We start from the raw sequence: 25,044 nt of genomic DNA, 5'->3' as shown, positions 1-25,044 counted from the left end.
TAGCGGTGTGAGAGCGCTCCCGCCAGACCCCAGTCCTCCGTGCGGCCGATCGGGTCGCCAGCGGGTGCCCAGCCCCGATGGGGGAGGATGAGACGCGTGATCCTCTCCCCGCAGCATCCGCTCGCCGCCGGCCTCACCCACGACTCCCGCCTCGTCCGCGCCTATCGCGGACTGCGCAGCGACACGCTCCCCGTGTGGTTCATGCGCCAGGCGGGCCGGTCGCTGCCCGAGTACCGCGGGCTGCGCGTCGGGACCCGCATGCTCGACGCGTGCCTCGACCCGGCGATGGCGGCCGAGATCACGCTGCAGCCGGTGCGGCGCCACGGGGTCGACGCGGGCATCTTCTTCAGCGACATCGTCGTGCCGCTCAAGCTCGTCGGCGTCGACGTCGAGATCCAGCCCGGACGGGGACCGGTCTTCGGCCGCGCCTACGCCGATGCGGCGGCGGTGGCCGAGCTCACCGCGATCGATCCCGCCCGGCTCGACGAGACCGCGGGACCGATCACCGAGGCGGTGCAGCGCACGGTCGCCAAGCTCGCGTCGCTGAGGGCGCCGGGTGCGTCGACCTCGACGCCGCTCATCGGCTTCGCGGGCGCCCCGTTCACGCTCGCCGCGTACCTCGCCGAGGGCGGACCCTCGAAGGACCACCTCGCCGCGCGCACGCTCATGCACGCCGACCCCGGGGCGTGGCGCGCCCTCATGGACTGGACCGCCGAGCTCACCGGGCGGTTCCTGCGCACGCAGGTGCTCGCCGGCGCGTCGGCCGCGCAGCTGTTCGACTCGTGGGCGGGCGCGCTCTCCCTCTCCGACTACGAGGCCTACGTCGCACCGGCGTCGGCGGCGGCGCTCACGCACGTGCACGACCTGACGTACCAGGCGACGGATGCCTCTGGCACGGCCGGCACCCTCTCCGTCCCGGTCGTGCACTTCGGCGTCGGGACCGGCGAGCTGCTCGGCGCGATGAAGCGCGTCGGCGTCGACGTCGTCGGCGTGGACTACCGCGTGCCGCTCGATGTCGCGGCGGGCCGCATCGGCACCGGCGTGCCGCTGCAGGGCAACCTCGACCCCGCGCTGCTCGCGGCGCCGTGGCCCGTGCTCGAGTCCGCCGTGCGCGACGTGATCGCGCGAGGCCGCGTCGCCCCGGCGCACGTGTTCAACCTCGGGCACGGCGTGCCGCCCGAGACCGACCCCGAGGTGCTCACGCGCATCGTCGAGCTGGTGCACGAGGCCGGTCGATGAGCACGGCCGAGCCCGCGCCATCCGCCGACCCGCGCTCGCCCGCCGACGAGCACCGCTCGACCGACGTCGTGGTCGTCGGTGGCGGCGTGGCCGGCCTCGTGGCCGCGCTCGAGTGCGCGCGCCTCGGTCTCGGCGTGGTGGTGCTCGAGCAGGCCGACCGCCCGGGCGGATGCGTCGGCCGCATCGTGCTCGACGGCCTGGCGCTCGACAGCGGCGCCGAGTCCTTCGCGACGCGCAACGGCTCGGTCGCCGAACTGCTCGGCCGGCTCGGCCTCGACGGCCGGATCGTGCCGCCGAACCGCGCGGGCGCGTGGCTCGTGTGGGGCGACCGTGGCGAGCGCCGTGCGGCGCCGCTGCCGCGCACCGGCGTGCTGGGCATCCCGGCGAACCCCCTCGGCGACGACGTGCGGGCGATCATCGGATGGCGCGGGGCCTGGCGTGCCTGGCGCGACCGCATCACGCCCATCCTGAAGATCGGCCGCGCCGAACGCCTCGGCCCGCTCGTGCGCCAGCGCATGGGCTCGGCGGTGCTCGACCGGCTGGTGACGCCGATCTCGGCGGGCGTGTACTCGACCGATCCAGACGACCTCGACGTCGACGTGGTCGCCCCCGGCCTCAACGAGGCGATGACACGCGCCGGTTCGCTCTCGGGCGGGGTCGGGCAGCTCGTCGAGGCGCGACGCGCCGGCAGCGCCGTGCTCGGCATCAGCGGCGGCATGCACACGCTCGTCGACGCCCTCGTCGCCGAGCTCGAGCGCTTCAGCGCCGAGCTGCGCACCGGCGTGCGCGTCACCGGGCTCGAGACCCCGGCGGCTCGGCCGTCCGACGCGGCCTCGGTCGTGTCGTCCTGGCGCGCGATCGGCGAGACCGGGGGCGGGCGCGTCGTCGTCGATGCGCGGTTCGCGATCCTCGCCACGCCCGCGCACGTCTCGCGTGGACTGCTGGCGGGGGTCGCGCCCGACGGCGCGCTCGACGAGGACTGGCCCGATGCGGCATCCGTCGAGCTCGTCACGCTGGTGCTCGACGCGCCCGAGCTCGACGCCGCCCCGCGCGGCACGGGCGTGCTCGTCGCGGCCGACGCGCCCGGCGTGACCGCGAAGGCCCTCACGCACGCGTCGGCGAAGTGGTCGTGGCTCGCCGAGACCGCCGCCGGTCGCCACGTGGTCCGCCTCTCGTACGGGCGGGCGAGCGCGACCAACCCGCTCATCGACCTCGACGACGAGGCGGTGACCGAGCTCGCCGTCCGCGACGCGTCGGCGCTGCTCGGCGTCGCGCTCGACCGGTCGCAGGTGCGCGCCGCGGGTCGCAGCGCCTGGCGCGACGCCCTCTCGCAGGCCGCGGTCGGGCAACCCGCCCGGGTCCGGGCACTCGAGGCGGCGCTCGAGGACCGTTCCGGCCTCGCACTCGCCGGCTCGTGGGTCGCCGGCACGGGGCTCGCGTCGGTCGTGCCGCACGCGATCGAGGCGGCCGGGCGCATCCGGCACCTCGCGCTGCGCATCGCCGGTGACGTCGACGACGCAGGGCCGTCGGCGGGCGACGCATAGCCCGAACGGAATACGATCCGGGCGAACCGCCCGCAACCCCCTTGCGCCGCGGTCGACGGGGTCTACGCTGGAGGGACTGCTGTCCGGAACCGCAGCGGGGATGGGGTGCACATGAAGGGCAAGATCCTCTTCGTCGTCGGGCTCGGCGTGGGCTACGTGCTGGGCACGCGCGCCGGCCGCGAACGCTACGAGCAGATCCGCAAGGCGGCGCAGGACGTCTGGAACCAGCCGAAGGTCCAGGAGGGCGTCCAGACCGTGAAGGACTTCGCGATGAGCCGCGCGGGCGACGTCGGCGAGAGCGTCCTCGACGGCGCCAAGAAGTTCGTCGCGCAGGTCTCGGGCTCGCAGGACTCGTCGACGACCCGGTCGACCGCGGCCCGGTCGGCATCATCCACAACCACGCCGTCGAACTCGTCCGCGAAGCCGGCGGCAACGAGCACATCGGGCGCGAAGTCGGGCGCCAAGGCGACCGCGAGGCCGAAGACCGGCTCCGGCTCGTCGACGAGCTCGACCACGTCCTCGTCCTGATCGACCCTCGGAGGTGGACTCCCGATGGCTGCACCACTGAACGACGAGCGGTCGCTCTTCACGCTCGTCGGCGAACTGCCCGACCAGATCTCGGCGCTCGTCCGCGCTGAGATCGACCAGATCAAGGCCGAGCTCAGCTACAAGGCGAAGCACTTCGGCATCGGCGCGGGCCTCGTCGTCGTGGCCGGATTCGTCGGCATCTTCCTGCTCGGCACGCTCATCGCCACCGGCATCCTCGCGCTCTCGCTCGTGATGCCCGGCTGGGCCGCGGCCCTCATCGTCTCGGGCGTCCTGCTGCTGATCATCGCGATCCTCGTCGGCATCGCGCTCGCGAACTTCCGCCGCGGGAGCGAGCCGCTCGAGTCGATCGAGAGCGTCAGACAGGACATCGACGCGATCACCGGAAGGGGTGCGTATGGCAGCCGGGACTGAGGTCGTCAAGCTCGACAAGACGCAGCAGCGCAATCTCTCCCGGATCCAGGCGCACGACAACGCCCGGTCCGCACGCGCACAGCTCGTCGGCACGCTGAACGCGCTCGAGGACCGCCTCAACGTGCCCAAGCGGGTCGCGCGGGCGACCGGGCGCGCGAAGGTCCGCATCCGGCGCTTCGCCGACGAGCAGCCCGGCGCGGCGATCGCCGTCGCCGCGGGCGTCGTGGTCGCGGTGGGCGTGGGCGTCTGGCTCGTGGTGCGCGCCAACCTCGACCGATGACCGACCCGTGACGGATGCCGCGCCGCGCGCCGGCGCGGACGGCCACGCGTCCGCGACCACCGCGGTCCAGCGCGTCGCGGCCGAGGTGCGCGACGAGATCCTGAGCGGCGCCCTCGGTCCCGACGCACCGCTGCGCGAGGAGGCGTGGGCCGCTCGGCTCGGCGTCTCCCGGCACACGGTGCGCGCGGCGTTCCAGCGTCTCGTCGCCGAGCGGCTCGCGACGGCCGAGCCGTACCGAGGCGTACGCGTGACGAGCTTCGACCGGCGGCAGATCCTCGCGCTGCAGCAGTTGCGCGCGGCGCTCGAGGTCGAGGCCGTGCGCATCGCGCTCGAGCGGTCGGGCGGGGGGCTGCCCGAGGACGCGCTGGTCTCCGCGCGCGCCGCGATCGATGCGATGGCGGCGATCGATGACGGCGACGGCGATCCCGGTGACGAGGCGGACGGCGCGTGGCTCGAGGTCGAGCGGCGCCATGCCGAGTTCCATGCGGCGCTGGTCGCGGCATCCGGAAGCCCCAGGATCATCGAGGCGCACGCCGCGATCGGCAGCGAGCTGCTGCTGTTCATCCTGCACGCGCGCAGGCACTACAGCATCGCCTCGCTCGTCGAGGAGCACCGGAGGCTGCTCGACGAGCTGTCGTCGCGCGGGCCCGAGGCCCTCCGCGACCATCTCGCACATTCGACGAAGCTGCTCCTCGGCTGAGCGGCCGATCCCCGCAGGAGGCACCATGTCCACGACGGATCACCCCGACGAACCCACGGCGGACGCCTTCGCCGACCGGCTCTTCGCCTCGGCGCTCGGCGCATTCGAGACGCTCTCGGTTCACGTCGGCGACCGACTCGACTGGTACCGCATCCTCGCCGATCGCAGTGCACTCACCTCGGTCGAGCTGGCGCAGGCCGCCGGCACGGGTGAGCGCTACACGCGCGAATGGCTGGAGCAGCAGGCGGTGAGCGGCATCCTCGAGGTCGACGACGAGGCGGCCGAGGCATCCGATCGACGCTACTCCCTGCCGCCCGCCCACGCCGAGGTCCTGACCGACGACCGATCGCTCGCCTACCTGGCCCCGATCGCACGGATCATCGCGAGCGCCGCGGTGCAGGTCCCCGCGCTGCTCGACGCGGTCCGCGCCGGAGGCGGCGTGGCGTGGGAGCGCTTCGGTGCCGACATGCGCGATGCGCAGGGCGACGTGAACCGGCCGTGGTTCGAGCATCGGCTCGCGGGCGCACTCGCGAACGTGCCCGAGCTCGATGCGATCCTGCGGCGTCCCGGCGCACGGATCGTCGACGTCGGCTGCGGCCACGGCTGGTCGACCATCGCGCTGGCCCGCGCGTACCCCGACGCGCACGTCGACGGGGTCGACGTGGACGCCCCCTCCATCGAGGCGGCGCGCGCGCACGCCGAGGAGGCGGGACTGTCCGACCGCGTCACGTTCCGCCTCGGCGGGGGCGAGGCGCTCGCCGACGACGGCACCTACGACGCCGGCTTCGTGTTCGAGGCCCTGCACGACATGCCGCGTCCGGTCGAGGTGCTCTCGGCGTTGCGGCGCGCGGTGCGCGACGACGGCGCGGTCGTGATCATGGACGAGGCCGTGGCCGAGCGGTTCGCACCCGACGGCGACGACGTCGAGCGCATCATGTACGGCTACAGCCTGTTCATCTGCCTCCCCGACAGCCTCTCGACGCCGGGCTCGGTCGGCACGGGCACCGTCATGCGACCCGCCGTGCTCGAGCGGTACGCCCGGGATGCCGGGTTCAGCGGCGCCGAGGCACTGCCGATCGAGGACTTCGCCTCCTTCCGCTTCACCCGGCTCCGGACGTAGCCGATGGCGCGGCGCGCTGACGCGGCATCCGTCGTCGCGCTTTTCGTCTTTTCAGGTTGCGGGGGGAGGATAGTGGCATGTCTTCCCCCGCTGCCGAAGGGGCAGCTGACGCGCTCCAGACCGAACCCACCGCCGAGCAGTCGTACGAGGGCTACACGCTCTTCGCCGTGCTGCGCAAGGACCCGGCACGTCCCGACGACCTCGACGGCCGTGACGTGCCCCGCTTCGTCGACGAGCTCGACGGGGTGGTCAACCTCGTCGAGGACGAGGGCGTGACCGTCCGCGGCATCTACGACGTCTCGGGCCTCCGCGCCGACGCCGACGTGATGCTGTGGCTGCACGGCCCGACCGCCGAGGGCCTGCAGTGGGCGCTCCGCGAGCTGCGCCGCGCGCGCCTGTTCCGCGCGCTGCTGCCCACGTGGAACGCGATGGGCGTGCACCGCGACGCCGAGTTCAACAAGGCGCACGTGCCGGGCTTCCTGCGCGGCGTCGAGCCCCGGGGCTGGCTCACGGTCTACCCGTTCGTGCGCAGCTACGAGTGGTACCTCCTCCCGCCCGAGGAGCGCGGCCGCATGCTCGCCGAGCACGGCCGCAAGGGCGCCGCGTTCCGGGGCGTCGTCGCCAACACGGTGTCGGCGTTCTCGCTGGGCGACTACGAGTGGCTGCTGCCGCTCGAGGCCGACGAGCTCACCGACCTCGTCGACCTGATGCGCGACCTGCGCGCCACCGACGCGCGCCGGCACGTGCGCGACGAGCTGCCGTTCTACACGGGCCGTCGCATCACGACCGCCGAGCTCGTGGAGGTGCTGCAGTAATGGCGGCGACGAACCTCGGCCGCAAGCCCGAGCCGGCCACGTCGGCGTACCGCGCGCCCGGCGCGATCGTGCCCGGCGCGACCGAGCCCGCGCAGTCCGGACCCGAGCACGTCGAGGCGCCCGTGCGCTACGACGCGATCCTGCTCGCCGGGTTCGGCGGGCCCGAGGGCCAGGACGACGTCATCCCGTTCCTCCGCAACGTCACGCGCGGTCGCGGCATCCCCGACGAGCGACTCGAAGAGGTCGCCGTGCACTACCGGCACTTCGGCGGCGTGAGCCCGATCAACGAGCACAACCGCGAGCTCAAGGCCGCGCTCGAGGCCGAGCTCGCGCGCCGCGGAGTCGACCTGCCCGTGATCTGGGGCAACCGCAACTGGGCGCCGTACATGAACGACGCGGTGCAGGAGGCCGGTGACCGGGGCTTCACGAACCTCATCGCGGTCGCCACGAGCGCGTACAGCTCGTACTCGAGCTGCCGCCAGTACCGCGAGGACTTCGCGGACGCGCTGGAGGACACCGGACTGAGCGGTGTCGTCCGCATCGACAAGGTGCGCCAGTTCTTCGACCACCCGGGCTTCGTGCAGCCGTTCGTCGAGGGCGTGCGCGACGCGCTGGCCTCGCTCTCGGCCGAGCACGCCGGCCTGAACCCCACGACCGACGTCGAGGTGCTGTTCGCGACGCACTCCATACCGACGACGGATGCCGCGAAGTCGGGCCCGGTCGAGCGCGGGTTCGGCGAGGGCGGCGCGTACGCGGCGCAGCACCTGGCGGTCGCGCAGGTCGTCATGCGCGAGGCCGGCGCCGACGGCGTGCCGTGGCAGCTGGTATACCAGTCGCGCTCAGGCCCTCCGACGCAGCCGTGGCTGGAGCCCGACGTGAACGACGCGATCGCCGAGCTCCCCGCGGCGGGCCGCAAGGCCGTCGTGATCGTGCCGCTCGGCTTCGTGAGCGACCACATGGAGGTCATGTGGGACCTCGACGAGGAGGCCATTGCGACCGCGGCCGAGCACGGGCTCGCCGCCGTCCGCGTGCCGACGCCGGGCGTCCACCCCGCCTATGTGGCGGGCCTCGTCGACCTCGTGCTCGAGCGCGTCGACGGCATGCCCGCCGACGAGCGACCGCACGCGACCGATCTCGGTCCCTGGTACGACGTGTGCCGCCCGGGCTGCTGCGAGAACGTTCGCCTCGGCTTCAAGCCGGCGCTCGCGGGGATCGCGCCATGAGCGCCGCCCCGGGTCGCGACGTGATCCGCGTCGGCACGCGCGGCAGCGCACTCGCGCTCGCGCAGACGAACCAGATCGCCGAGCGCCTGGGCAAGGCGGCCGACGCCGACATCGAGATCGTCACGGTCACCACGCAGGGCGACACGTCCCGCGCGTCGCTGCAGACGATCGGCGGCACCGGCGTGTTCGCCGCGGCGTTGCGCGAGGCGCTCATCGCAGGCGAGTGCGACCTGGTCGTGCATTCGCTGAAGGACCTGCCCACCGCCGAGCATCCCGAGCTGCGGCTCGGCGCCGTGCCGAAGCGCGCCGACGCGCGCGACGCGCTGTGCGCCCGCGACGGGCTCACGCTCGCAGAGCTCCCCGAGGGCGCGCGGGTCGGCACCGGCTCGCCGCGCCGCATCGCGCAGCTCGGCATCGCGCGCCCCGACATCACCGCGGTCGACCTGCGCGGCAACATCGACACCCGACTCGGCTTCGTCGAGCAGGGCGAGCTCGATGCGGTGCTCCTCGCGTCGGCCGGCCTCGGCCGGCTCGGGCGAGCGGATGCCGCGACCGAGCGGTTCCCGCTGGCGGAGTGGCCGACCGCACCCGGGCAGGGGGCGCTGGCGCTCGAGGTCCGTCGCGAGCGCGGGTCGCGCCATCTCGAGCGTGGCCTCGACGCCGTCGAGCACGTCACGACCCGGGCGACCGTCCTCGCCGAGCGGCTCGTGCTCGCCGGGCTCGAGGCGGGCTGCGCGGCCCCGGTCGGCGCGACGGCCTTCCTCGAGGACGAACTTCTGTTCCTCACGGCGACGGTGTACAGTGCCGACGGGACGCGGTCGTTGACGAGTTCGCATGCCGCCACCCCCGACAGCCGCTCGGCCGCCGACTTGGCGGACGCGGCACGCGATGTCGCCCAGCGCGTCGTCGCGGAACTCCTCGGCAACGGCGCCGCCGACCTCGCACCTGCCCTGGAGTCGCCGTGACCGAATTCGAACCGATGACCGGCGCGATCCACCTGCCCGGAGTCAGTGGATCCAAGCCGCTCGCCGGATGGCGCGTGCTCGTGCCGCGCGGCGGACCCTGGGGCGATGCCGTGGCCGCCTCGCTGCGCGCCCGCGGCGCCTCGCCGGTCATCGCGCCGATGATCAACTTCGCGCCGACCGACGACCAGCCGGCCCTCGAGGCGGCACTGTCGAAGCTCGCCGCCGGCGGCTTCGACTGGGTCACGGTCACGAGCGCGACGACGGTCGACGTGCTGTCCTCGTACGGCGCGGTCATCCCGGATTCGACGAAGGTCGCCGCGGTGGGCGAGACCACCGCGGCCGCCCTCGTCGCGGCCGGCTACCGCGCCGACATCGTCCCGTCCGAAGAGAACTCGGCCCGTGGTCTCCTCGAGGAGTGGGAGGCCGCCACCGACGGCGCCAAACCGCTGCGCGTGCTCGCGCTCCGCTCGGCGATCGCGAAGCAGGTGCTCTCGGTCGGACTCGAGCGCATCGGCCACCACGTCGAGGCGGTCGTGGCCTACCGCACCGTCGGCGTGCCGGTCGCGCAGAAGGTGGTCGACGACGTCCGCGCGGGCAAGGTCGACGCGATCCTCGTCACGTCGGGCAGCGTCGCCGAGCAGGTGCATGCGCAGCTCGGCCCCGTCCCCGAGAAGACCCTCGTCGCCGCGATCGGCCCGCAGACGCAGAAGGATGCCGCGCAGATCGGCCTGCGCGTCGACGTGATCGCGGTCGACCGCACCGCCGAGTCGCTCATCGACGCGGTCGTGCAGGCGGCGACGCAGACCGTCTGATCCGCCGCGCCATCCGCTCGCCCATCCACCGACCGCTCAGCCGCGCGCGCGTAGGCTTGGCGAGTGACTTCCGCACCCGCTCCCCGCGTGCGGCCCCGGCGCCTGCGTGAGACGCCGGCCCTGCGCCGCCTCGTCTCCGAGACCCGCCTCGACCCGGCCGACCTCGTGCTGCCGATCTTCGTCCGCGAAGGCGTGAGCGAGCCCATCCCGATCGCCTCGATGCCGGGCGTCGTGCAGCACTCGCTCGACTCCGTGAAGCAGGCGGTGACGGATGCCGCGTCCGCCGGCGTGGGCGGAGTGATGCTGTTCGGCGTCCCCGAGGTTCGCGACGCGACCGGCAGCGGCGCGACCGACCCGAACGGCATCCTCAACGTCGCGACCCGCGTGGTCGCCGACGAGGTCGGCGACGCGCTCGTCGTGCAGACCGACCTGTGCCTCGACGAGTTCACCGACCACGGCCACTGCGGCGTGCTCGATCCGCTCGGCCGGGTCGACAACGACGCGACGCTCGAGCGGTACCGCGAGATGGCGCTCGTGCAGGCGGCATCCGGATCGCAGCTGCTGGGCCTCTCGGGCATGATGGACGGCCAGGTCACGGCCGTGCGCGACGCGCTCGACGGCGCGGGCTTCACGCACACGGCGGTCCTCGCGTACTCGGCGAAGTACGCCTCGGCCTTCTACGGCCCGTTCCGCGACGCGGTCGAGTCGACGCTCGAGGGCGATCGGCGCACGTACCAGCTCGACCCCGGCAACCGCCGCGAGGGCCTCCGCGAGGCGATGATCGACATCGACGAGGGCGCCGACGTCGTCATGGTCAAGCCCGCGGGCTCGTACCTCGACGTGCTGGCCGATGTCGCCGCGGCGAGCGACGTGCCCGTGTGGGCCTACCAGGTCTCGGGCGAGTACGCGATGATCGAGGCCGCCGCGATGCACGGATGGATCGATCGCCGCCGCGCGGTGGTCGAGTCGGTGCGCGCCATCCGGCGTGCCGGCGCCGACGCCGTGCTGACCTACTGGGCGAGCGAGCTCGCCGGCTGGATCCGGGAGGGGATCGAATGACGACCACTGCGACCACCACCACCAACGCGGAGCTCTTCGACCGCGCGCAGGCCGCGATCCCTGGCGGCGTGAACTCGCCCGTGCGCGCGTTCCGCTCGGTCGGCGGCACGCCGCGGTTCCTCGTCTCGGCGCGCGGGCCGTACGTGACCGACGCCGAGGGTCGCGAGTACGTCGACCTCGTCGCCGGGTGGGGTCCCGCCATCCTCGGCCATGCCCACCCCGAGGTGATCGCCGCGGTGCAGGATGCCGCGGCGCGCGGCCTCTCGTTCGGTGCGTCCACGCCCGTCGAGACGGAGCTGGCCGAGCTCATCGAGCAGCGCGTGGCACCCGTCGAGAAGCTGCGCCTCGTGTCCACGGGCACCGAGGCGACGATGAGCGCCATCCGCCTCGCCCGCGGCTTCACCGGCCGCGACCTGCTCGTGAAGTTCGCCGGGCACTACCACGGCCACTCCGACGGCCTGCTCGCCGAGGCGGGTTCGGGCCTCGCGACGTTCGCGCTGCCGGGCTCCGCGGGCGTGCCCGCCGAGGTCGCGGCGCTCACGCTCGTCGTGCCGTACAACGACCTCGACGCGCTGCGCGCGGTGTTCGCCGAGCACGGCGACCGCATCGCGGCCGTCATCACCGAGGCGGCCGCCGCGAACATGGGCGTCGTGCCGCCGCTGCCGGGCTTCAATCGCGCGTTGGTCGAACTCGCCCACGCGCACGGCGCGCTCGTCATCAGCGACGAGGTACTCACGGGCTTCCGGGTGTCGAAGGCCGGATGGTGGGGCCTCGAGGCCGAGACGGATGCCGCGTACTCGCCCGACCTCGTCACGTTCGGCAAGGTCGTCGGCGGCGGCATGCCCGTCGCCGCGCTCGGCGGTCGCGCCGAGATCATGGAGCGGCTCGCGCCGCTCGGCCCGGTCTACCAGGCGGGCACGCTCTCGGGGAACCCGGTCGCCGTGACCGCGGGCGTCACCACGCTGCGTCTCGCCGATGACGCCGTGTACGCGAAGCTCGACGAGGTCGCCGCGCTCCTGCAGCGCGAGGTCTCCGCGGCGCTCGCGACGGAGGGCGTCGCGCACGGGGTGCAGCGCGCGGGAAACCTGTTCAGCTTCCTGTTCGGCGAGGCCGTCACCGGCGGCGCCCGCGACTACGCGGGGGTGCTCGCGCAGGAGTCGTGGCGCTACGCGCCGTTCTTCCACGCGATGCTCGACGCGGGCATCTCGCTCCCGCCGAGCGTGTTCGAGGCGTGGTTCGTGACCGCTGCGCACGACGACGCCGCGATCGCACGGATCCTCGACGCGCTCCCGGCCGCCGCGCGCGCCGCGGCCGCAGCCCGCCCACCGGTCGCCTGACGCGCGGGCGCGCGGCCGCGCCATCCGCCCGCCGACCCACCGGCACGCCAACCCCCGGGTTCACAGGAGATTCCGCGAATCGCAGGACGCGATCGCGGATTCGGTCCTGTGGATCGCGGAATCTCCTGTAAACCCACGCCCGGGAGTGGAGGCGGGGCGGGCTGGGGGCGCTGGGGAACCGAAGACGAGGGCCGCGACGCGCGCGATCGATGTGAGGTTCCGTGAACGGAACCGATCCGTCGTTTGTGGAGCGTCGACGACGCGACCCGATCGCGCGTCGGGCAGGATGGAACATATGGCCAACCTGCGCGTGCACAACGATCGGCTCGAGGTCCACCTCACGCCGGCCGAGAAGACGCTCGCGTTCCGCAGTGCCGACGTGATCGTCCAGCGCGACGACATCCGCTCCGCGATCATCACCGACGATCCGTGGATCTGGATCCGCGGCATCCGCCGTCGTGGCACCGAGGTGCCGCTCGTCATCGCGGTCGGCGTGTGGAAGACGCACGGCGGCAGCGACTTCGTCGTCGTCAAGGGCAAGCGCCAGGCCGTCGTGCTCGAGCTCACGGGCGGCGAGTTCGGGCGGCTCGTGCTCAGCACCAACCGCGCGGGCGAGCTCGTCGAGAAGCTCCGGGTCGGCCTGCCGAACGGGCACCACGTCGCCGACGACATCTTCGCCGAAGAGGAGACGAGCGGCGACTGATTCCCGGCCGAAGGCCCGAGGCCCGACGGTCGACGGCCGGCTCAGACGAACAGGAACAGCGCGAACCCGATGAGCGGGAGCGTGCCCTGCACGAGCGCGGGCCGCAGGTAGCCCCGCCCCGTCGTGGTGAGCACGATCGCGGCCGCGGCCATGCAGGCCGTCGTGAACAGGATGAGCGCACGCGCCGCGGACGGCAGGCTGCCGTCGAAGAAGAGCCACAGTCCGGCGCCCGCGCCGATCGCCAGGAACAGGTTGTAGAACCCCTGGTTGTACGCCATGGGTCGCAGCGTCTCGGCCTGGTCCTCGTCGCGGACGTTGAAGATGCGCCACGTGCTGGGCTGCATCCACCGCACGCTCTCGAGCACGAAGATGTAGACGTGCAGCAGCGCGGCCAGCGCCACGGCCACGCTGCCGATGATCGCGATGACGGACATGGCTGGATGCTACGCGCCCGAGTGTGCGCACGTGCTCAGTGGCGCGCGACGCGTTCGACCTCCACCGCGATCGGCCGGCCGAGGAACCGCTCGAATCCGGCGATCGCGTCGTCGCGCGCGACGACCTCGGCCCGCGACATCCGCCGCCACGGCACGATGCGCACGGTCGCCGATCGCGGGCCGACCGTCGGCGCCCAGCGACCGCACATGACGCCGTCGGCGAGCATGGCGTGCAGCGGGAACTCGGCGCTGTCGGCACTCGGATGCTTCGTCGGCAGCAGGTACGACCGGGGTGCGGCGTATCCCATCACGTACTCGTCGTAGGCCTGCAGCAGGTCCACGCGCGGCGGCGGCGCAGCTTCGTCGGGCCGAGCGGATGTCGCGTCGCGATGCCGCTCGGCGATCTCGGCGTCGTGCCAGTAGGCGGTCCCGTCGGGACCGTCGATGCGCGCGATGCGGCCGTCCGTCCGGTCGGCGGCATCCGCGAGCGCAGTTCGGACGTCGCGCAGCCCGAACCCGGACCACGCGGAGAGGTCGCGCTCGGTGACGGGTCCTCGGGCGCGCAGGTATCGCTCGGCGAGCTCGGCGAGCCCCTCGTCGCGTGCGCGGGACGCGACATCCGGCACCCGCTCGGGGAACGGCGCGTAGGTGCGCTGCGCACCGACGCTCGCGCCCGAGATCACCACGCGCTCGAGCTCGGCGAGCATGAGGCAGTAGGCGAGCGCGTTCCCCGTCGATGGGAGCCCGGCGTCGCCGAGCGCGGCGCCGACCTCCGTGCGCGTCCGGTGGCCGTCGGCGACCGCCGTCTCGATGGTCGCGAGCACGCGATCGGCCACGGCTCCGGCCAGGCCGTGCCGGGCGTAGTACGTGCCGTTCGCGCGGTGCACGCGCTCGGCCGAGAGCGCGATGAGCCAACCCGCGTCGGCCGGGGTCACGAAGTGCCAGGTGGGCCGGAGCACATGCGTGCGAAGGAGGTCGCCGCGATCGATCGCCGCGCCGACCGCGGCGGCCGAGGGGCGGCCGTCGGCGGCCAGGCGCTGGGCGAGCCCCCACTGCGCGGGGAGGTACTCCTGCGACTGCACGGCGAGGAAGCGCGACACCACCTCATCGGGTGTCGTGGCATCGAGGCCAGCGGCGCCGTCCGCCGCGCGGAGGCCCTGGGCGGCGAGTCGCCGGCCCCGGACCTCCGCGAGCGTCAGGCCCATTGCCTACGAGACGTCCCGCCGCCAGGTCGTGGCGCCGCCGATCACGGTGGCGACGACGGCGATGCCGAGCAGCACGAGTCCGCCCTGCCACCACTCGAGCGAGTCGGTCGAGCCGAGCGAGGCGACGTTGTAGAACGACGCGCCCACGAGCGCATCGCTCGCTGCGCCCGGGAGGAACCGCCCGACATTCGCCGTCACCTCGTTCAGCGAGCTGACGAGCCGCAGCACCGGCTCGACGAACTGCGTGAACGCGATCACGATGACGATCGCCGCGACCTGGTTCGGTACGAGCGAGCCGAGGCCGACGCCGATCGCGCCCCAGAACGCCATCGCGAGGATGCCGCGGCCGATGAGCGCCCACGTGTCGCTCGAGTCGAGCCCGGTGTCGAACCCGAATGCGGCGAGTGCGGCCGCGCCGGCGCCGACAGAGGTCGCGAAGCCGATGACGCCGAAGAGGGCGCCCACGACCAGCCCGGTCCAGAACTTGCCCGAGAGCACGGTCGAGCGGTGCGGCTCGGCCAGGAAGGTCGTCGTCAGCGTGCGGTGCCGGAACTCCGACGTCACCGCGAGTGCGCCGATCAGCACGGGGAACACGTACCCGACGGACGACGCGAAGCTGTAGAGGAGCGGGGCGAGGTCGATGCCGGGCGGAAGCCCCGTGCCGCCGGTCGACGCTGCGGCATCCGGATTCTCGGTCGCCCAGCCGAGGAACGCGCCGAACCCGCCCGCCATCGTCGCCACGTAGGCGACGAGGATGAGCGCCAGGAGCCACCACATGCGCGTGGTGAACACCTTCTCGAACTCGGCGGCGAGCGATCGCGCGAAGGCCATCACTGCGCACCCCCGTTCACGAGCGCCAGGAACGATTCCTCGAGGCCCGAAGCCTGACGGTGCAGGGCGCTCACCTCCACTCCGCCGACGAACGCGGCATGCCCGACGACGGCGGGATCGGGTTCGGACACGAGCAGCCCGTCGTGGTCCTCGATGTACTCGAGCCCCGCCTGGTCGAGTGCGGCAGCCAGCCGCGCGCGGTCGGGCGACTCGATCACGGTGCGCGGCGAGACCTCGGATTCCAGCTCGGCCAGCGAGCCGGCCTTGACCAGGCGCCCGCGCGAGATGATGACGACGTCGTCGACCGACTGCTGCACCTCGCTCAGCAGGTGCGAACTGACGAGCACGGTGCGGCCCTCGGCGGCGAGGCTGCGGAGGAAGCCGCGGATCCAGCGGATGCCCTCGGGGTCGAGTCCGTTGATCGGCTCGTCGAGTACGAGCACGCGCGGGTCGCCGAGCAGCGTCGTCGCGAGGGCGAGCCGTTGCCGCATGCCGAGGGAGAAGCCGCCCACGCGACGGTCGGCGAACTCGCTCATGCCGACCTGGGCGAGCACGGCGTCCACCCGGTTCCGCCGGATGCCGCCCGCGGTCGCCGTCACGCGCAGGTGGTTGCGCGCGGTGCGGCCGGGGTGGAACGCGGCGTCGAGCGCGGCACCCACCGTCTCGAGCGGGCGGGGCAGGTCGCGGTAGCGTGCGCCGCCGATCGTGGCGGTGCCCGCGGTCGCGCGCTCGAGGCCGAGCAGCGTGCGCAGCGTCGTGGTCTTGCCGGCGCCGTTCGGGCCCAGGAAGCCGGTCACGCGGCCGGGCTCGACCGTGAAGGAGAGGTCCTCCACCGCGGTCACGGCGCCGAAGCGCTTCGTCAGTCCGGTGATCTCGATCGGTATGCCGGCGGTCATGTGCCTCCTCGGCTCGCCCCTGTCGGGAATCGGGTTCGGGTCGTGCGGGTCGGGCCGCGTTGCGGTCAGCTCAGTGCTCGGATGCCGTCGGGCAGGACGCCCCCGGCGTAGAGCATCGCAGCGAGGTCCTGCAGGGCACCGAGACTCACGCGCTGGGTCTGCGGTCCGTACGAGACACGGGCGACGCCGAGTTCCTGGAGCCGGTCGGGCGGCGGGATGTCGGGCAGGCCGATGACGGACACTCGCCGAACGCCGATGCCCTCGACGAGCTCGGCGACGACGTCCTCGCCGAAGTTCCCCGGCACGAACACGCACGTGGCGCCCGCCTCGATGTACGCGCGGCCCCGCTCGATCGCGTCGACGACTCGTTCGGCGCGAGGGCGGTGGCCGTTGGGGAGGAACGCATCGGTGCGCGCGTTGAGCGCGAAGGGCACGCCCTCGGCCTCGGCGGCCGCCACCGCGGCCTCGACGGCGGCGACGGACTCGGCGAGCGGCTTCAGCTGGTCCTCGAGGTTGGCGCCCGCGACGCCGTGCCCGATGGCGCGGCGGATCGTCTCGGCCGGGTCGCCGTAGCCGGCCTCGAGGTCGGCGCTGACGGGCACCTCTACCGCGCGGGCGATGCGGCCGACCATGTCGAGCATGAGGTCGCGCGGGATCTGCTCGCCGTCGGCGTAGCCGAAGGACGCGGCGATCGACTTGCTGGCAGTCGCGATCGCCCGGGTCTGCGGGAGGTCGGCCACCACCGTGGCGCCGATGACATCCCACACGTTCACCACCTGCAACAGGTCGTCATCGGTGTGCAGACGGCGCAACTCGGCCGCCCGATCGGCGAGGGTCATGCCTTCAGACTAGGGTGCGGACGGCGCCCGCACCGAGCGGATACGCCGCAGTCACCGCGATTCGGGCCCGCAATGGGAGGAAATCCTCCGCTCGTCAGGCGAGCGCGCCGCGGAGCCCGTCGAGCAGTCGCTCCAGGTCGCTCTCGTCGGTGTAGGGGGCGAGCCCCACGCGCAGGCCGCCGTCATCGCCGAGACCGAGTCGCCGCGATGCCTCGAGGGCGTAGAAGTTGCCGGATGGCGCGAGCACGCGCTCCTCCTCGGCGAGCCGCCGCGTCACGTCCTCCGCGTCCCGTCCGTCGAACGTCATCAGCACCGTCGGCGTGCGACGGGCGGCGCGCGACCACACGGTGACGTCCGGGAGGGTGGCGAGCTCCTCGGCGAGGCGAGCGGCGAGCGCCGCCTCGTGCTCGTGCAGCGCGGCGTACGACGCGACGAGCCGCTCGCGACGCGAGCTCGCGCCATCCGTCGTGTCGGGGTCGAGCGAGGCGAGCACGTCGACCGCGGCGGTCACGCCGGCCAGCAGCTCGTACGGCAGTGTGCCGAACTCGAAGCGCTCGGGCACGGCGTTCGTGGCCGGAAGCAGCTTGTCGGGCGTGATCGTCTCGAGCAGCTCGGGGCGGGCGGCGAGCACGCCACAGTGCGGGCCGAGGAACTTGTAGGGCGAGCACGTGAAGAAGTCGGCGCCGAGCGCGGAGATGTCGGGCAGCTCGTGCGCCGTGTAGTGCACGCCGTCGACGAAGAGCAGCGCACCGGCCTCGTGCGCCGCCGACGCGATGGCCGGCAGGTCGGGCTGCGTGCCCACGAGGTTGGACGCGGCAGTCACTGCGACGAGGCGCGTGCGGTCGGAGAGCAGACCGGTCACCGCCTCGACCGGCAGCTCGCCGGTCTCAGGGTCGAAGTCGGCCCAGCGCACCGTCGCGCCGGCACGCTCGGCGGCCTGGACCCACGGGCGCACGTTCGAGTCGTGGTCGAGGCGCGTCACGACCACCTCGTCGCCCGCGTTCCAGTCTCGCGACAGGTGGCGCGAGAAGTCGTACACGAGCTGCGTGCTGCTGCGGCCCTGCACGATGCCGCGCGGATCCCCGTCGACGAGATCGGCCATCGCGAGGCGGAACCCGTGCACGGCCTCCTCGGCGCGCTGCTCGGACAGGCCGATCGTGCCGCGGTTCGACAGCGGGCCGGTGAGCACGGATGCCACGGCGTCGCCGACCTGCCGGGGCGTCTGCGTGCCCCCGGGGCCGTCGAACTGCGCCCATCCGGACTCGAGCGAGGGGAACCAGGAGCGGATGCGCGCGACGTCGTAGGCCATGGTCCGGAAGCCTAGCGACGCCCGGGCGACACGAAGTCGAGCGGAGTAGCATGCGGGCATGCCCACGCGCCGCGTGGCGCACCCACGCATCCGGTTCACGGTCGTCGCGGTCGGCGTCATCGCCGCGATGAGCGGATGCCTCTACGGCCCGCCGTACGACCAGCTGCTCTCCGGCGACGCGGCGCTCCTCGAGCTCGCGCGTGAGACCTACACCGACGCGGCGGACCGTGTCGCGCTGGCCGTGATCGACGGCGACGACGTGCGGACCGCGTTCGTGTCGGCCGACGACTCGACGCGCTTCGACCTCGGCTCGGCCGCCCGCGGACTGACCGGGCTCCTGCTCCAGGACGCGATCGCGCGCGGCGAGGCGACGCTCGACGATCCCGTCAGCACCTACCTCGACCTCGACGACGCCCCCGCCGCCGAGCTGACGCTGCGCGACCTCGCGACCCACCACTCCGGGCTCCCGCAGGACCCGCTCGCACCCGGGGCGCGGCAACCGCCGGCGTCACCGGGCGCGCAACTCGCCGGATCGGACCGGGGCGGGCTCGATGAACTCCTCCGACGCGTCGAGGCGATCGACCTCGTGCCCCAGCTCGACTTCAACGTGAGCGACTTCGACGCCGCGTTGGTGGGGCAGGCGCTCGCCGCAGCCACGGGAGTGCGGTTCGCCGACCTGCTCGAGGAGCGGGTGCTCGTTCCGGCGGGCATGACCGGCGCCGTGGTGGCCGAGTCCGTGGACCTCATGCCCGACGGCCTGGCACAGGGACACGATCGCCGCGGACGCCGCATGGGGCCGGTCGGCAGCGGCGCGTACTCGCCCGCGGTCGGCGTGGTCGTGACGCTCGCCGACATCATCGCGCTCGCCCGAGCCATCCTCGAAGGCCCGTTCGCCGACAGCGGCGCGTTCGAGCCGATCGAGCGGACGCGCTGGCCGCAGGTCCAGATCGGACTGTTCTGGGAGCGGATCGAGACGTCGGAGGGCGATGCCGTGTACGTCGTGGGTGAGGGCAACGGCTTCACCGCTGCCGTGCTGGTCGACCCCGACCACGGGACCGCCGCGGTGCTGCTCTCGAACGCCGAGGAGGCCTGGCCGCGGTCGCACGTGCGGCCGCTCCTGGCGGCGATCGGCGACTGAACCCGCTGCGGGTTAGCATGCAGGCATGCAGGGGGTGGGGCCTGCGGGCGAAGGTGACGGCGGTGCCGGGCGGCCGACGGCGGTCGTCGACGAGCGCCCTCCGCCCGAGCTGCCGCCGCGCACGTCGTTCACGACGATCCTCGACGGGTTCTTCTTCGTGTACGCCGGCGTCGCGTCCGTGTGGCTCGCGTGGCTCCTGCTGACGCAGTCGTTCGAGTTCGGATGGTTCGGCATCCTGTTCTTCATCGTCTTCTGGCTCGTGCTGGCCTACCTCGTGCTGCCGCGCCTGCATCGGATCCTCACCACCATCTATGTTCCGGACTACTTCATCGGCCGCACGCGCACGAGCGACGGCCTCCTCGGCGACCCCGTGAACCTCGCGTTCGACGGCCCCGAGGGCTCCCTGCACGTGGCGATGCGCGCGGCCGGGTGGACGCGCGCCGACGACGTGACGCTGGCGTCGGGATGGCGCATCGTCACGTCGACGCTGTCGCGCCGAAGCTACGACGAGGCACCGGTCAGCCCGCTGTTCCTGTTCGCGCGGCAACAGGACTTCGCGTACCAGCAGGAGGTCGAGGGCAACCCGGCGAGGCGGCATCACGTTCGGTTCTGGCGGACGCCCGACGGCTGGCTCCTCCCCGGCGGACGGCGCGTGGACTGGCTCGCGGCGGGCACGTTCGATCGGGCGGTCGGCTTCTCGCTCTTCACGCTCCAGGTCACGCACAAGATCGACGCCGACATCGACATCGAACGCGACCACATCATCGCGACGCTCACCGCCGCAGCGCCCGCGGTGCGGATCGACGTGCTCCGGGACTTCTCGACGGGGTACCACTCGCGCAACGGCGGCGGGGACACCATCCGCACGGACGGTGACCTCCCGGTGGTCGACGTCAGGGCGGTGGCCGATGCGGGCGCCGACGCTCGCACGGAGGCGGTCCCGTGAGCCGGCGCGGGCGGGGCGCGCCCACCGGGCCCACCTCGGTCGAGAAGCGCACGGCCTTCGAGCCGCCGGCGCGACTGGCCGAGCGCGAGCCGCCGCTCGAGCGCGTCCGCCGGCCGGCGGCGACCGCGTTCGGCACGGTGCTCGTGGTGCTGCGCGTGATCGCCGGCGTGATCTGGCTGGTGTCGCTGGCGGCCCAGTGGGACGAGGTGGTCGAGCACGAGCTCGACATCGCGATCGAGGGGCGTCCCGAGGCCGCGGCCGTCGACGCTGGGCTGACGCTCGTCCTGGTGGTCGGGGCGATCATCCTCGTGGTCCAGCTCGCGCTCGCCGTGCTCATCTGGTTCGGCAGCAACGGTGCGCGCATCACGGTCATGCTGTTCTCGACCGCGAACATCACCATCGCGGCCCTCGACTCCATCACCGGCGACGTCGAGGTCACGATCAAGACGACGTTCCTCACGGTCGCGCTCGACATCCTGATCCTGCTCGCCCTGTCCAGCCGCGAGGCACGCTCGTTCGCCCGCCGCACGCGCGGCTTCGCCCGGCCGCGCCGCGTCGCACCCCCGTGATGCACCGGCGCTCTCCTACGATGGCGTCCATGCGTGCGATGCGGGGGCGGCTGCTGGCGGGCGTGGCCACGGCGGCGATGGCGGTGATGATGACGAGCGGATGCAGCGCGATGTCGCCGGAGGCGGAGGCGGAGGCGGAGGCGGGGGCGGAGGCGGACGGCGGCACCGCCGCCGGTCCCACGGGCGACGACGCGCTGCTGCGAGCGATCCGACCGTCCTTCACCCAGCCCGATGACGTGGTCGCGGTGGCGCTGCTCGACGGCGACCAGGTGCGCACCGCCTTCATCGACGCATCGCATTACACCGTGTTCGAGACGGGATCGATCACGAAGACGTTCACGGGGCTCCTGCTCGCGGAGGCCATCGAGCGCGGTGAGGTGGAACTCGACGACACGCTCGGCGAGCACCTCGACCTCGGCACGTCGCCCGCGGTATCCGTGACCCTCGGCGACCTCGCGGCCCACCGCTCGGGCCTGCCGACGTTCCCGTCGGACCCTGCCTGGCGCGAGCGCATCGAGCCCGGATTCCTCGCGGGCGAGGACGTCATCGACGAGAGCGTCGACGAGCTCCTCGCGGAGGCGGCCGCCGAGACGCTGCCGCCCGAACCGGAGCCCATGTACTCCAACATGGGCGCCGCGCTCGTCGGCCAGGCCCTCGCCGCGGCCGCCGGCACGGAGTATCGCGACCTCCTCACCGAGCGGATCCTCGAACCGCTCGCGCTCGACGGTGCATCGCTGCCAGTCGAGGACGACGAGGTGCCCGCCGGGCTCGCGCAGGGTCGAACGGCGGATGGCGCGCCGGCCGAGCCGTCCACGCTCGGTGCGTACGCCCCGGCCGGCGGCATCGCCGCGACCGTCGACGACCTCGTGGCCTACGCGGCCGCCGTCATCGACGGCCCGTTCGCGGACAGCGCCGCACTCGAGCCGCGCCCCGGACTCGACGGCGGCTCGATCGGCTACTTCTGGGGCGTCACCGACGAGGGCGGCCACCGATTCGTCGAGCACGACGGCATGACGGCGGGATTCGGAAGCTCGCTCGTCATCGATCTCACCGCGGGGACCGCCGCGGTCATCCTCGTCAACCGCGCTGACGGCTCGGCGACCGGGGTGGCCCGAACGCTCCTGTCCCTCGCCGAGGGCTGAGCGTCAGGCGACGGATGCCACGTGGCGCGCGCAGTGCGCGGGGCCGCACGCCTCGCAGCGCACGAGCCGGCCGCGGCACGAGGCATCCGCGCAGTTCACGGTGTTCTTGGACGGCACCCCGCAGCCCTCGCACGTGCCGATGACCGCGGCCCGCTTGCTGAAGTCGACCGACTCGCGGCCGTCGAACACGACCAGCGAGCCCTCCCACAACCCGTCGTCGCCGAAGCGCTCGCCGTAGCGCACGATGCCGCCGTCGAGCTGGTAGAGCTCGCCGAAGCCGCGCGCCGCCATGAGGCTCGACAGCACCTCGCACCGGATGCCGCCCGTGCAGTACGTCACGACCGGCCGGCCCTTGAGGTGGTCGTACGCGCCCGAATCGAGCAGGCCGACGAAGTCGCGGGTCGTCTCGACCGGCGGAACGATCGCGCCGCGGAACCGACCGATCTCGGCCTCGTGCGCGTTGCGCCCGTCGAAGAACACGAGCTCGTCGCCGCGCTCCGCGACGAGCTCGTGCAGCGCATCGGGGCTGAGGCGCGCGCCGCCGCCGACGACGCCCGACTCGTCGACGCGCAGCTCGCCGGGCGCGCCGAATGAGACGATCTCGTCGCGCACCTTCACGCTGAGCTTCGGGAAGTCGAGGCTGCGACCCTCGTCGTCGAGCCCGCTGCCCTCGCTCCACTTGAAGTCGATGGCCTTGAACTGGGGATAGTCGCGGGTCTTGCGCACGTACCGCTTGAGCGCGCCCATCTCGCCGCCGAGGGTGCCGTTGAGCCCGTCCTTCGAGATGAGCAGGCGGCCGCGGAGCCCGAGGGAGTCCGCGAGGTCGCGCTGCCACAGCCGGATCGCGTCGGGGTCGGCGAGCGGCGTGAAGACGTAGAAGAGCAGGATCTTGGCGAGCGGCACCCGGCGATCCTAGGGCGATCGTCTGAGCGGATGCCGCGTCGCGGCGTGTGCTCGGGCGGCACGGCGCCGCCCGACGTAGCCTGACCGCGACGGCGAGAGGCGACCGGACGAGCCGACGGACGACCGACGAGGAGGATCGACCATGCTCGACGTGGACCCGTATGCTGCGCTGCAGAAGCTTCGCCCCGTGGAGGCGTTCCACGTGACGAGCGCCGACTTCGACGACGGCGGCGCGCTCGCGCGCCCGCAGTGGAGCACGGCCGCGGGCGGCGTGGACCGCTCGCCCCAGCTGTCGTGGTCGGGCTTCCCCGAGCGGACGCGCAGCTTCGCCGTGACGTGCCTCGATCCCGACGCGCCATCCGGTTCGGGGTGGTGGCACTGGGCCGTCGCGAACCTGCCGCTGACGACGACGAGCCTCGAGGCCGGAGCGGGCGGGACGGGCGGCCCGGCGTTGCCCGACGGCTCGCTCGTGCTCCGCAACGAGGACGGCGACCGCGGCTTCGGCGGGGTGGGTCCGCCTCGCGGCACCGGAGTGCATCGGTACGTGTTCGTCGTGCACGCGCTCGACGTGCCCAGCCTCGACCTGGACCCGGAATCGTCGCCCGCGATCCTCGGCATCCGCTGCTTCTTCCACGGGCTCGCGCGCGGCATCCTCATGGGCACCGCGAACCGCGATTGAGCCTGCCGAAGCCGACCGTCGCGGCGCCCGTCAGTCGCGGCGCCGGCCGAACAGGAAGTACGCGACCGGGCCGATGAAGTTCACCATGATGACGATGGCCCACACCGGCTTCGGTCCGTTCACGTCGTCGGCCGGCCGCTTCGCCAGGTCGCTCCATGCGAGTCCCGCGAGCACGAGCTGGATCGCCACCGAGACGATCGCGCGGGACTTCTGCTGCGGGGAGTAGTCGCTCCACTTCTTCGCGGTTGCCATGGGATCCTCCGTTCCCTGCCGACGACCTTCCGACGACCTTCCGACGACCTTCCGACTAGTGCTTGTTGCCCGACAGCGCGAGCACGCCGCCGAGGCCGATCATCATGACGCCGCCCGTCGCGGCCAGGTGCGACGCGCGCCGCGGCGACGATGCGAACCAGTCGCGCGCCCACCCCGCTGCGAGCGCCCAGACCGAGTCGCACGCGAGCGCGAGCACGACGAACGCCGTGCCGAGCGAGGCCATCTGCAGCGGGATCGCTCCGGCGTGGAAGTCGACGAACTGGGGGAGGACGGCGACGAAGAACGCGATCGTCTTGGGGTTGGTGACGCCGACGACGAATCCCTCGCCGAGCAGGCGCCACGGGGAACGCGGCGCGACGGCGCCCGTGACGGCGGCCGCGGCATCCGCTCGATGACGGATCGCCTGCACGCCGAGGTAGACGAGGTACATGGCGCCCGCGATCTTGATGCCCGTGAACAGCAGCACCGACTGGGCGACCACGGTGCCCACGCCGAGCGCGACGGCCGCCACAAGCGGGAGCATGCCGATCGCGTTGCCGACGACGCTGAGCAGTCCGCCGATGCGGCCGAGCGCGAGCGAGCGGCCGATGACGAACAGCACGCTGGGTCCCGGGATGACGATGAGCACCACCGAGGCGAGCACGAACGCCCAGAAGTTGGATGCGGGGACCATTCGAGGATCGTACTCCCGCCCTGCGCGGCCCGCCCGGGCCGGGCGTCATTCCTCGTCGGGCTGCGGGGCGATCGGCTGCCCCAGCTCGACGCGCGTGCCGAACGGGTCGGACACCATCGAGACGCGCTCGCCCCACGGCGCGTCATACGGCCGCTCGATGACGAGGTAGCCCGCCGACTCCAGCGACGACGTGGCACGGTCGACGTCGTCGACGTAGAACCAGAGCAGCATCCCTGCCCCCTCGCCCGCGGTCCCGTTCTCGGCGAGGCCGAGTCCGAGCTGCGACGAGCCGGCCTGCAGGATCAGGAACACGGGATCGCCGTCGGCGGGGTTCCGGAACACCACGGTCGCGCCGAGGGCGTCGCGGTAGAAGCGCAGCGCGACATCCATGTCGGGCACCTCGACGATGGGGAATGCGGATTCGATCATGACCCCTCCCGCGGGCGACGC

At 73.1% G+C, this 25,044-nt stretch carries 29 protein-coding genes; 19 read left to right on the top strand and 10 right to left on the bottom strand.

All coding sequences use genetic code 11. The features are described 5' to 3' along the window. Positions 1–87 precede the first annotated feature (87 nt). The 14 genes from hemE (at position 88) to ACFQ58_RS01355 (ending at position 12,757) form a co-directional block, all read left to right on the top strand. Positions 88–1,239, top strand: coding sequence for a uroporphyrinogen decarboxylase (gene hemE / locus ACFQ58_RS01420; protein ID WP_376948808.1), 1,152 nt, complete (start codon positions 88–90; stop codon positions 1,237–1,239). Then, positions 1,236–2,783 carry a protoporphyrinogen oxidase gene (gene hemG, locus ACFQ58_RS01415; protein WP_376948806.1) on the top strand — a complete coding sequence of 516 codons (1,548 nt, stop codon included), beginning with the start codon at positions 1,236–1,238 and terminating at the stop codon, positions 2,781–2,783. Before hemE ends, hemG begins: the two co-directional genes overlap by 4 nt. 111 nt (positions 2,784–2,894) lie before the next feature. Beyond that, entirely contained in the window at positions 2,895–3,311 is a 417-nt protein-coding gene (locus ACFQ58_RS01410) for a YtxH domain-containing protein (protein WP_376948804.1), read from the top strand. 24 nt (positions 3,312–3,335) lie between these two features. Then, positions 3,336–3,743 (top strand): phage holin family protein, encoded by a 408-nt coding sequence (locus ACFQ58_RS01405; RefSeq protein WP_376948802.1) that lies wholly within the window; start codon positions 3,336–3,338, stop codon positions 3,741–3,743. Then, positions 3,727–4,023: a hypothetical protein gene (locus tag ACFQ58_RS01400; RefSeq protein WP_376948800.1), complete on the top strand. Its 297-nt coding sequence runs from the start codon at positions 3,727–3,729 to the stop codon at positions 4,021–4,023. Before ACFQ58_RS01405 ends, ACFQ58_RS01400 begins: the two co-directional genes overlap by 17 nt. Positions 4,024–4,030: 7 nt before the next feature. Next, entirely contained in the window at positions 4,031–4,723 is a 693-nt protein-coding gene (locus tag ACFQ58_RS01395) for a GntR family transcriptional regulator (protein WP_376948798.1), read from the top strand. Positions 4,724–4,748: 25 nt separating this feature from the next. Further along, positions 4,749–5,843, top strand: coding sequence for a class I SAM-dependent methyltransferase (locus ACFQ58_RS01390; protein ID WP_376948796.1), 1,095 nt, complete (start codon positions 4,749–4,751; stop codon positions 5,841–5,843). A 77-nt stretch (positions 5,844–5,920) separates the two neighbouring features. Then, the gene (gene hemQ / locus ACFQ58_RS01385; RefSeq protein ID WP_376948794.1) at positions 5,921–6,658 is read left to right on the top strand and encodes a hydrogen peroxide-dependent heme synthase; all 738 of its coding nucleotides are present in this window, start codon (positions 5,921–5,923) and stop codon (positions 6,656–6,658) included. After that, a complete protein-coding gene (locus tag ACFQ58_RS01380) occupies positions 6,658–7,881 on the top strand; it encodes a ferrochelatase (protein WP_376948792.1) in 1,224 nt (407 codons plus the stop codon). The genes hemQ and ACFQ58_RS01380 overlap by 1 nt, the downstream gene beginning before the upstream one ends. Beyond that, a complete protein-coding gene (gene hemC, locus ACFQ58_RS01375) occupies positions 7,878–8,846 on the top strand; it encodes a hydroxymethylbilane synthase (protein ID WP_376948790.1) in 969 nt (322 codons plus the stop codon). Before ACFQ58_RS01380 ends, hemC begins: the two co-directional genes overlap by 4 nt. A 14-nt stretch (positions 8,847–8,860) precedes the next feature. Next, on the top strand, positions 8,861–9,658 hold the full coding sequence (locus ACFQ58_RS01370) for a uroporphyrinogen-III synthase (protein ID WP_376950313.1): 798 nt from the start codon (positions 8,861–8,863) through the stop codon (positions 9,656–9,658). A 63-nt stretch (positions 9,659–9,721) separates the two neighbouring features. Continuing rightward, the gene (gene hemB / locus ACFQ58_RS01365; RefSeq protein WP_376948788.1) at positions 9,722–10,717 is read left to right on the top strand and encodes a porphobilinogen synthase; all 996 of its coding nucleotides are present in this window, start codon (positions 9,722–9,724) and stop codon (positions 10,715–10,717) included. Beyond that, positions 10,714–12,054, top strand: a complete 1,341-nt coding sequence (gene hemL / locus ACFQ58_RS01360; RefSeq protein WP_376948786.1) for a glutamate-1-semialdehyde 2,1-aminomutase — start codon at positions 10,714–10,716, stop codon at positions 12,052–12,054. Before hemB ends, hemL begins: the two co-directional genes overlap by 4 nt. 295 nt (positions 12,055–12,349) lie before the next feature. Further along, a complete protein-coding gene (locus tag ACFQ58_RS01355; protein ID WP_376948784.1) occupies positions 12,350–12,757 on the top strand; it encodes a hypothetical protein in 408 nt (135 codons plus the stop codon). 41 nt (positions 12,758–12,798) lie between these two features. Here the strand turns inward: ACFQ58_RS01355 and ACFQ58_RS01350 are convergent, their stop codons facing one another. The 6 genes from ACFQ58_RS01350 to ACFQ58_RS01325 all read right to left on the bottom strand — a co-directional run bounded on the left by ACFQ58_RS01350 (position 12,799) and on the right by ACFQ58_RS01325 (position 18,271). Beyond that, entirely contained in the window at positions 12,799–13,191 is a 393-nt protein-coding gene (locus ACFQ58_RS01350) for a DUF1304 domain-containing protein (RefSeq protein ID WP_376948783.1), read from the bottom strand. A gap of 35 nt (positions 13,192–13,226) precedes the next feature. Continuing rightward, a complete protein-coding gene (locus ACFQ58_RS01345; RefSeq protein WP_376948781.1) occupies positions 13,227–14,396 on the bottom strand; it encodes a winged helix DNA-binding domain-containing protein in 1,170 nt (389 codons plus the stop codon). Positions 14,397–14,399: 3 nt separating this feature from the next. Continuing rightward, positions 14,400–15,227 carry an ABC transporter permease gene (locus ACFQ58_RS01340; RefSeq protein WP_376948779.1) on the bottom strand — a complete coding sequence of 276 codons (828 nt, stop codon included), beginning with the start codon at positions 15,225–15,227 and terminating at the stop codon, positions 14,400–14,402. Continuing rightward, on the bottom strand, positions 15,227–16,123 hold the full coding sequence (locus ACFQ58_RS01335) for an ATP-binding cassette domain-containing protein (RefSeq protein ID WP_376948777.1): 897 nt from the start codon (positions 16,121–16,123) through the stop codon (positions 15,227–15,229). Before ACFQ58_RS01335 ends, ACFQ58_RS01340 begins: the two co-directional genes overlap by 1 nt. 65 nt (positions 16,124–16,188) lie before the next feature. Continuing rightward, entirely contained in the window at positions 16,189–16,962 is a 774-nt protein-coding gene (locus ACFQ58_RS01330; RefSeq protein ID WP_376948775.1) for an isocitrate lyase/phosphoenolpyruvate mutase family protein, read from the bottom strand. A gap of 94 nt (positions 16,963–17,056) precedes the next feature. Then, positions 17,057–18,271, bottom strand: coding sequence for a cysteine desulfurase-like protein (locus tag ACFQ58_RS01325; protein WP_376948773.1), 1,215 nt, complete (start codon positions 18,269–18,271; stop codon positions 17,057–17,059). A gap of 58 nt (positions 18,272–18,329) precedes the next feature. On the opposite strand from ACFQ58_RS01325, the gene ACFQ58_RS01320 reads away from it, so the two are divergent. From ACFQ58_RS01320 to ACFQ58_RS01305, 4 genes are read left to right on the top strand one after another with little or no spacing between them, the layout of a single operon-like run. Further along, a complete protein-coding gene (locus tag ACFQ58_RS01320) occupies positions 18,330–19,409 on the top strand; it encodes a serine hydrolase domain-containing protein (RefSeq protein ID WP_376948771.1) in 1,080 nt (359 codons plus the stop codon). Positions 19,410–19,434: 25 nt separating this feature from the next. Continuing rightward, positions 19,435–20,355 (top strand): LssY C-terminal domain-containing protein, encoded by a 921-nt coding sequence (locus ACFQ58_RS01315; RefSeq protein WP_376948769.1) that lies wholly within the window; start codon positions 19,435–19,437, stop codon positions 20,353–20,355. Then, a complete protein-coding gene (locus tag ACFQ58_RS01310) occupies positions 20,352–20,924 on the top strand; it encodes a hypothetical protein (protein WP_376948767.1) in 573 nt (190 codons plus the stop codon). Before ACFQ58_RS01315 ends, ACFQ58_RS01310 begins: the two co-directional genes overlap by 4 nt. Before the next feature lie 29 nt (positions 20,925–20,953). After that, a complete protein-coding gene (locus ACFQ58_RS01305) occupies positions 20,954–22,066 on the top strand; it encodes a serine hydrolase domain-containing protein (RefSeq protein ID WP_376948765.1) in 1,113 nt (370 codons plus the stop codon). 3 nt (positions 22,067–22,069) lie between these two features. Here ACFQ58_RS01305 and ACFQ58_RS01300 read toward each other — a convergent pair whose 3' ends face one another. Further along, complete coding sequence (locus ACFQ58_RS01300; RefSeq protein ID WP_376948763.1) at positions 22,070–22,969, bottom strand: rhodanese-related sulfurtransferase; 900 nt, start codon at positions 22,967–22,969, stop codon at positions 22,070–22,072. Positions 22,970–23,111: 142 nt separating this feature from the next. On the opposite strand from ACFQ58_RS01300, the gene ACFQ58_RS01295 reads away from it, so the two are divergent. Further along, on the top strand, positions 23,112–23,648 hold the full coding sequence (locus ACFQ58_RS01295; RefSeq protein WP_376948761.1) for a YbhB/YbcL family Raf kinase inhibitor-like protein: 537 nt from the start codon (positions 23,112–23,114) through the stop codon (positions 23,646–23,648). A gap of 30 nt (positions 23,649–23,678) precedes the next feature. On the opposite strand, the gene ACFQ58_RS01290 is transcribed toward ACFQ58_RS01295, so the two are convergent. From ACFQ58_RS01290 to ACFQ58_RS01280, 3 genes are read right to left on the bottom strand one after another with little or no spacing between them, the layout of a single operon-like run. Next, the gene (locus tag ACFQ58_RS01290; protein WP_376948759.1) at positions 23,679–23,900 is read right to left on the bottom strand and encodes a PLD nuclease N-terminal domain-containing protein; all 222 of its coding nucleotides are present in this window, start codon (positions 23,898–23,900) and stop codon (positions 23,679–23,681) included. A gap of 55 nt (positions 23,901–23,955) precedes the next feature. Beyond that, complete coding sequence (locus ACFQ58_RS01285) at positions 23,956–24,594, bottom strand: LysE family translocator (protein WP_376948757.1); 639 nt, start codon at positions 24,592–24,594, stop codon at positions 23,956–23,958. A 45-nt stretch (positions 24,595–24,639) separates the two neighbouring features. After that, positions 24,640–25,023, bottom strand: coding sequence for a VOC family protein (locus ACFQ58_RS01280; protein ID WP_376948755.1), 384 nt, complete (start codon positions 25,021–25,023; stop codon positions 24,640–24,642). Positions 25,024–25,044 lie beyond the last annotated feature (21 nt).

Origin of the sequence: Agromyces sp. NPDC056523 (assembly GCF_042794545.1) — a bacterium.
Classification (GTDB): domain Bacteria; phylum Actinomycetota; class Actinomycetes; order Actinomycetales; family Microbacteriaceae; genus Agromyces.
This window is presented reverse-complemented; position numbering and strand designations above follow the sequence as displayed.

Excerpts from the sequence above, each read along its gene's own strand:
- hemE (WP_376948808.1), top strand. The coding sequence starts at position 88 with ATGAGACGCGTGATCCTCTCCCCGCAGCATCCGCTCGCCGCCGGCCTC.
- hemG (WP_376948806.1), top strand. The coding sequence starts at position 1,236 with ATGAGCACGGCCGAGCCCGCGCCATCCGCCGACCCGCGCTCGCCCGCC.
- ACFQ58_RS01410 (WP_376948804.1), top strand. The coding sequence starts at position 2,895 with ATGAAGGGCAAGATCCTCTTCGTCGTCGGGCTCGGCGTGGGCTACGTG.
- ACFQ58_RS01405 (WP_376948802.1), top strand. The coding sequence starts at position 3,336 with ATGGCTGCACCACTGAACGACGAGCGGTCGCTCTTCACGCTCGTCGGC.
- ACFQ58_RS01400 (WP_376948800.1), top strand. The coding sequence starts at position 3,727 with ATGGCAGCCGGGACTGAGGTCGTCAAGCTCGACAAGACGCAGCAGCGC.
- ACFQ58_RS01390 (WP_376948796.1), top strand. The coding sequence starts at position 4,749 with ATGTCCACGACGGATCACCCCGACGAACCCACGGCGGACGCCTTCGCC.
- hemQ (WP_376948794.1), top strand. The coding sequence starts at position 5,921 with ATGTCTTCCCCCGCTGCCGAAGGGGCAGCTGACGCGCTCCAGACCGAA.
- ACFQ58_RS01380 (WP_376948792.1), top strand. The coding sequence starts at position 6,658 with ATGGCGGCGACGAACCTCGGCCGCAAGCCCGAGCCGGCCACGTCGGCG.
- hemC (WP_376948790.1), top strand. The coding sequence starts at position 7,878 with ATGAGCGCCGCCCCGGGTCGCGACGTGATCCGCGTCGGCACGCGCGGC.
- ACFQ58_RS01370 (WP_376950313.1), top strand. The coding sequence starts at position 8,861 with ATGACCGGCGCGATCCACCTGCCCGGAGTCAGTGGATCCAAGCCGCTC.
- hemL (WP_376948786.1), top strand. The coding sequence starts at position 10,714 with ATGACGACCACTGCGACCACCACCACCAACGCGGAGCTCTTCGACCGC.
- ACFQ58_RS01355 (WP_376948784.1), top strand. The coding sequence starts at position 12,350 with ATGGCCAACCTGCGCGTGCACAACGATCGGCTCGAGGTCCACCTCACG.
- ACFQ58_RS01350 (WP_376948783.1), bottom strand. The coding sequence starts at position 13,191 with ATGTCCGTCATCGCGATCATCGGCAGCGTGGCCGTGGCGCTGGCCGCG.
- ACFQ58_RS01345 (WP_376948781.1), bottom strand. The coding sequence starts at position 14,396 with ATGGGCCTGACGCTCGCGGAGGTCCGGGGCCGGCGACTCGCCGCCCAG.
- ACFQ58_RS01340 (WP_376948779.1), bottom strand. The coding sequence starts at position 15,227 with ATGGCCTTCGCGCGATCGCTCGCCGCCGAGTTCGAGAAGGTGTTCACC.
- ACFQ58_RS01335 (WP_376948777.1), bottom strand. The coding sequence starts at position 16,123 with ATGACCGCCGGCATACCGATCGAGATCACCGGACTGACGAAGCGCTTC.
- ACFQ58_RS01330 (WP_376948775.1), bottom strand. The coding sequence starts at position 16,962 with ATGACCCTCGCCGATCGGGCGGCCGAGTTGCGCCGTCTGCACACCGAT.
- ACFQ58_RS01325 (WP_376948773.1), bottom strand. The coding sequence starts at position 18,271 with ATGGCCTACGACGTCGCGCGCATCCGCTCCTGGTTCCCCTCGCTCGAG.
- ACFQ58_RS01320 (WP_376948771.1), top strand. The coding sequence starts at position 18,330 with ATGCCCACGCGCCGCGTGGCGCACCCACGCATCCGGTTCACGGTCGTC.
- ACFQ58_RS01315 (WP_376948769.1), top strand. The coding sequence starts at position 19,435 with ATGCAGGGGGTGGGGCCTGCGGGCGAAGGTGACGGCGGTGCCGGGCGG.
- ACFQ58_RS01305 (WP_376948765.1), top strand. The coding sequence starts at position 20,954 with ATGCGTGCGATGCGGGGGCGGCTGCTGGCGGGCGTGGCCACGGCGGCG.
- ACFQ58_RS01295 (WP_376948761.1), top strand. The coding sequence starts at position 23,112 with ATGCTCGACGTGGACCCGTATGCTGCGCTGCAGAAGCTTCGCCCCGTG.
- ACFQ58_RS01290 (WP_376948759.1), bottom strand. The coding sequence starts at position 23,900 with ATGGCAACCGCGAAGAAGTGGAGCGACTACTCCCCGCAGCAGAAGTCC.
- ACFQ58_RS01285 (WP_376948757.1), bottom strand. The coding sequence starts at position 24,594 with ATGGTCCCCGCATCCAACTTCTGGGCGTTCGTGCTCGCCTCGGTGGTG.
- ACFQ58_RS01280 (WP_376948755.1), bottom strand. The coding sequence starts at position 25,023 with ATGATCGAATCCGCATTCCCCATCGTCGAGGTGCCCGACATGGATGTC.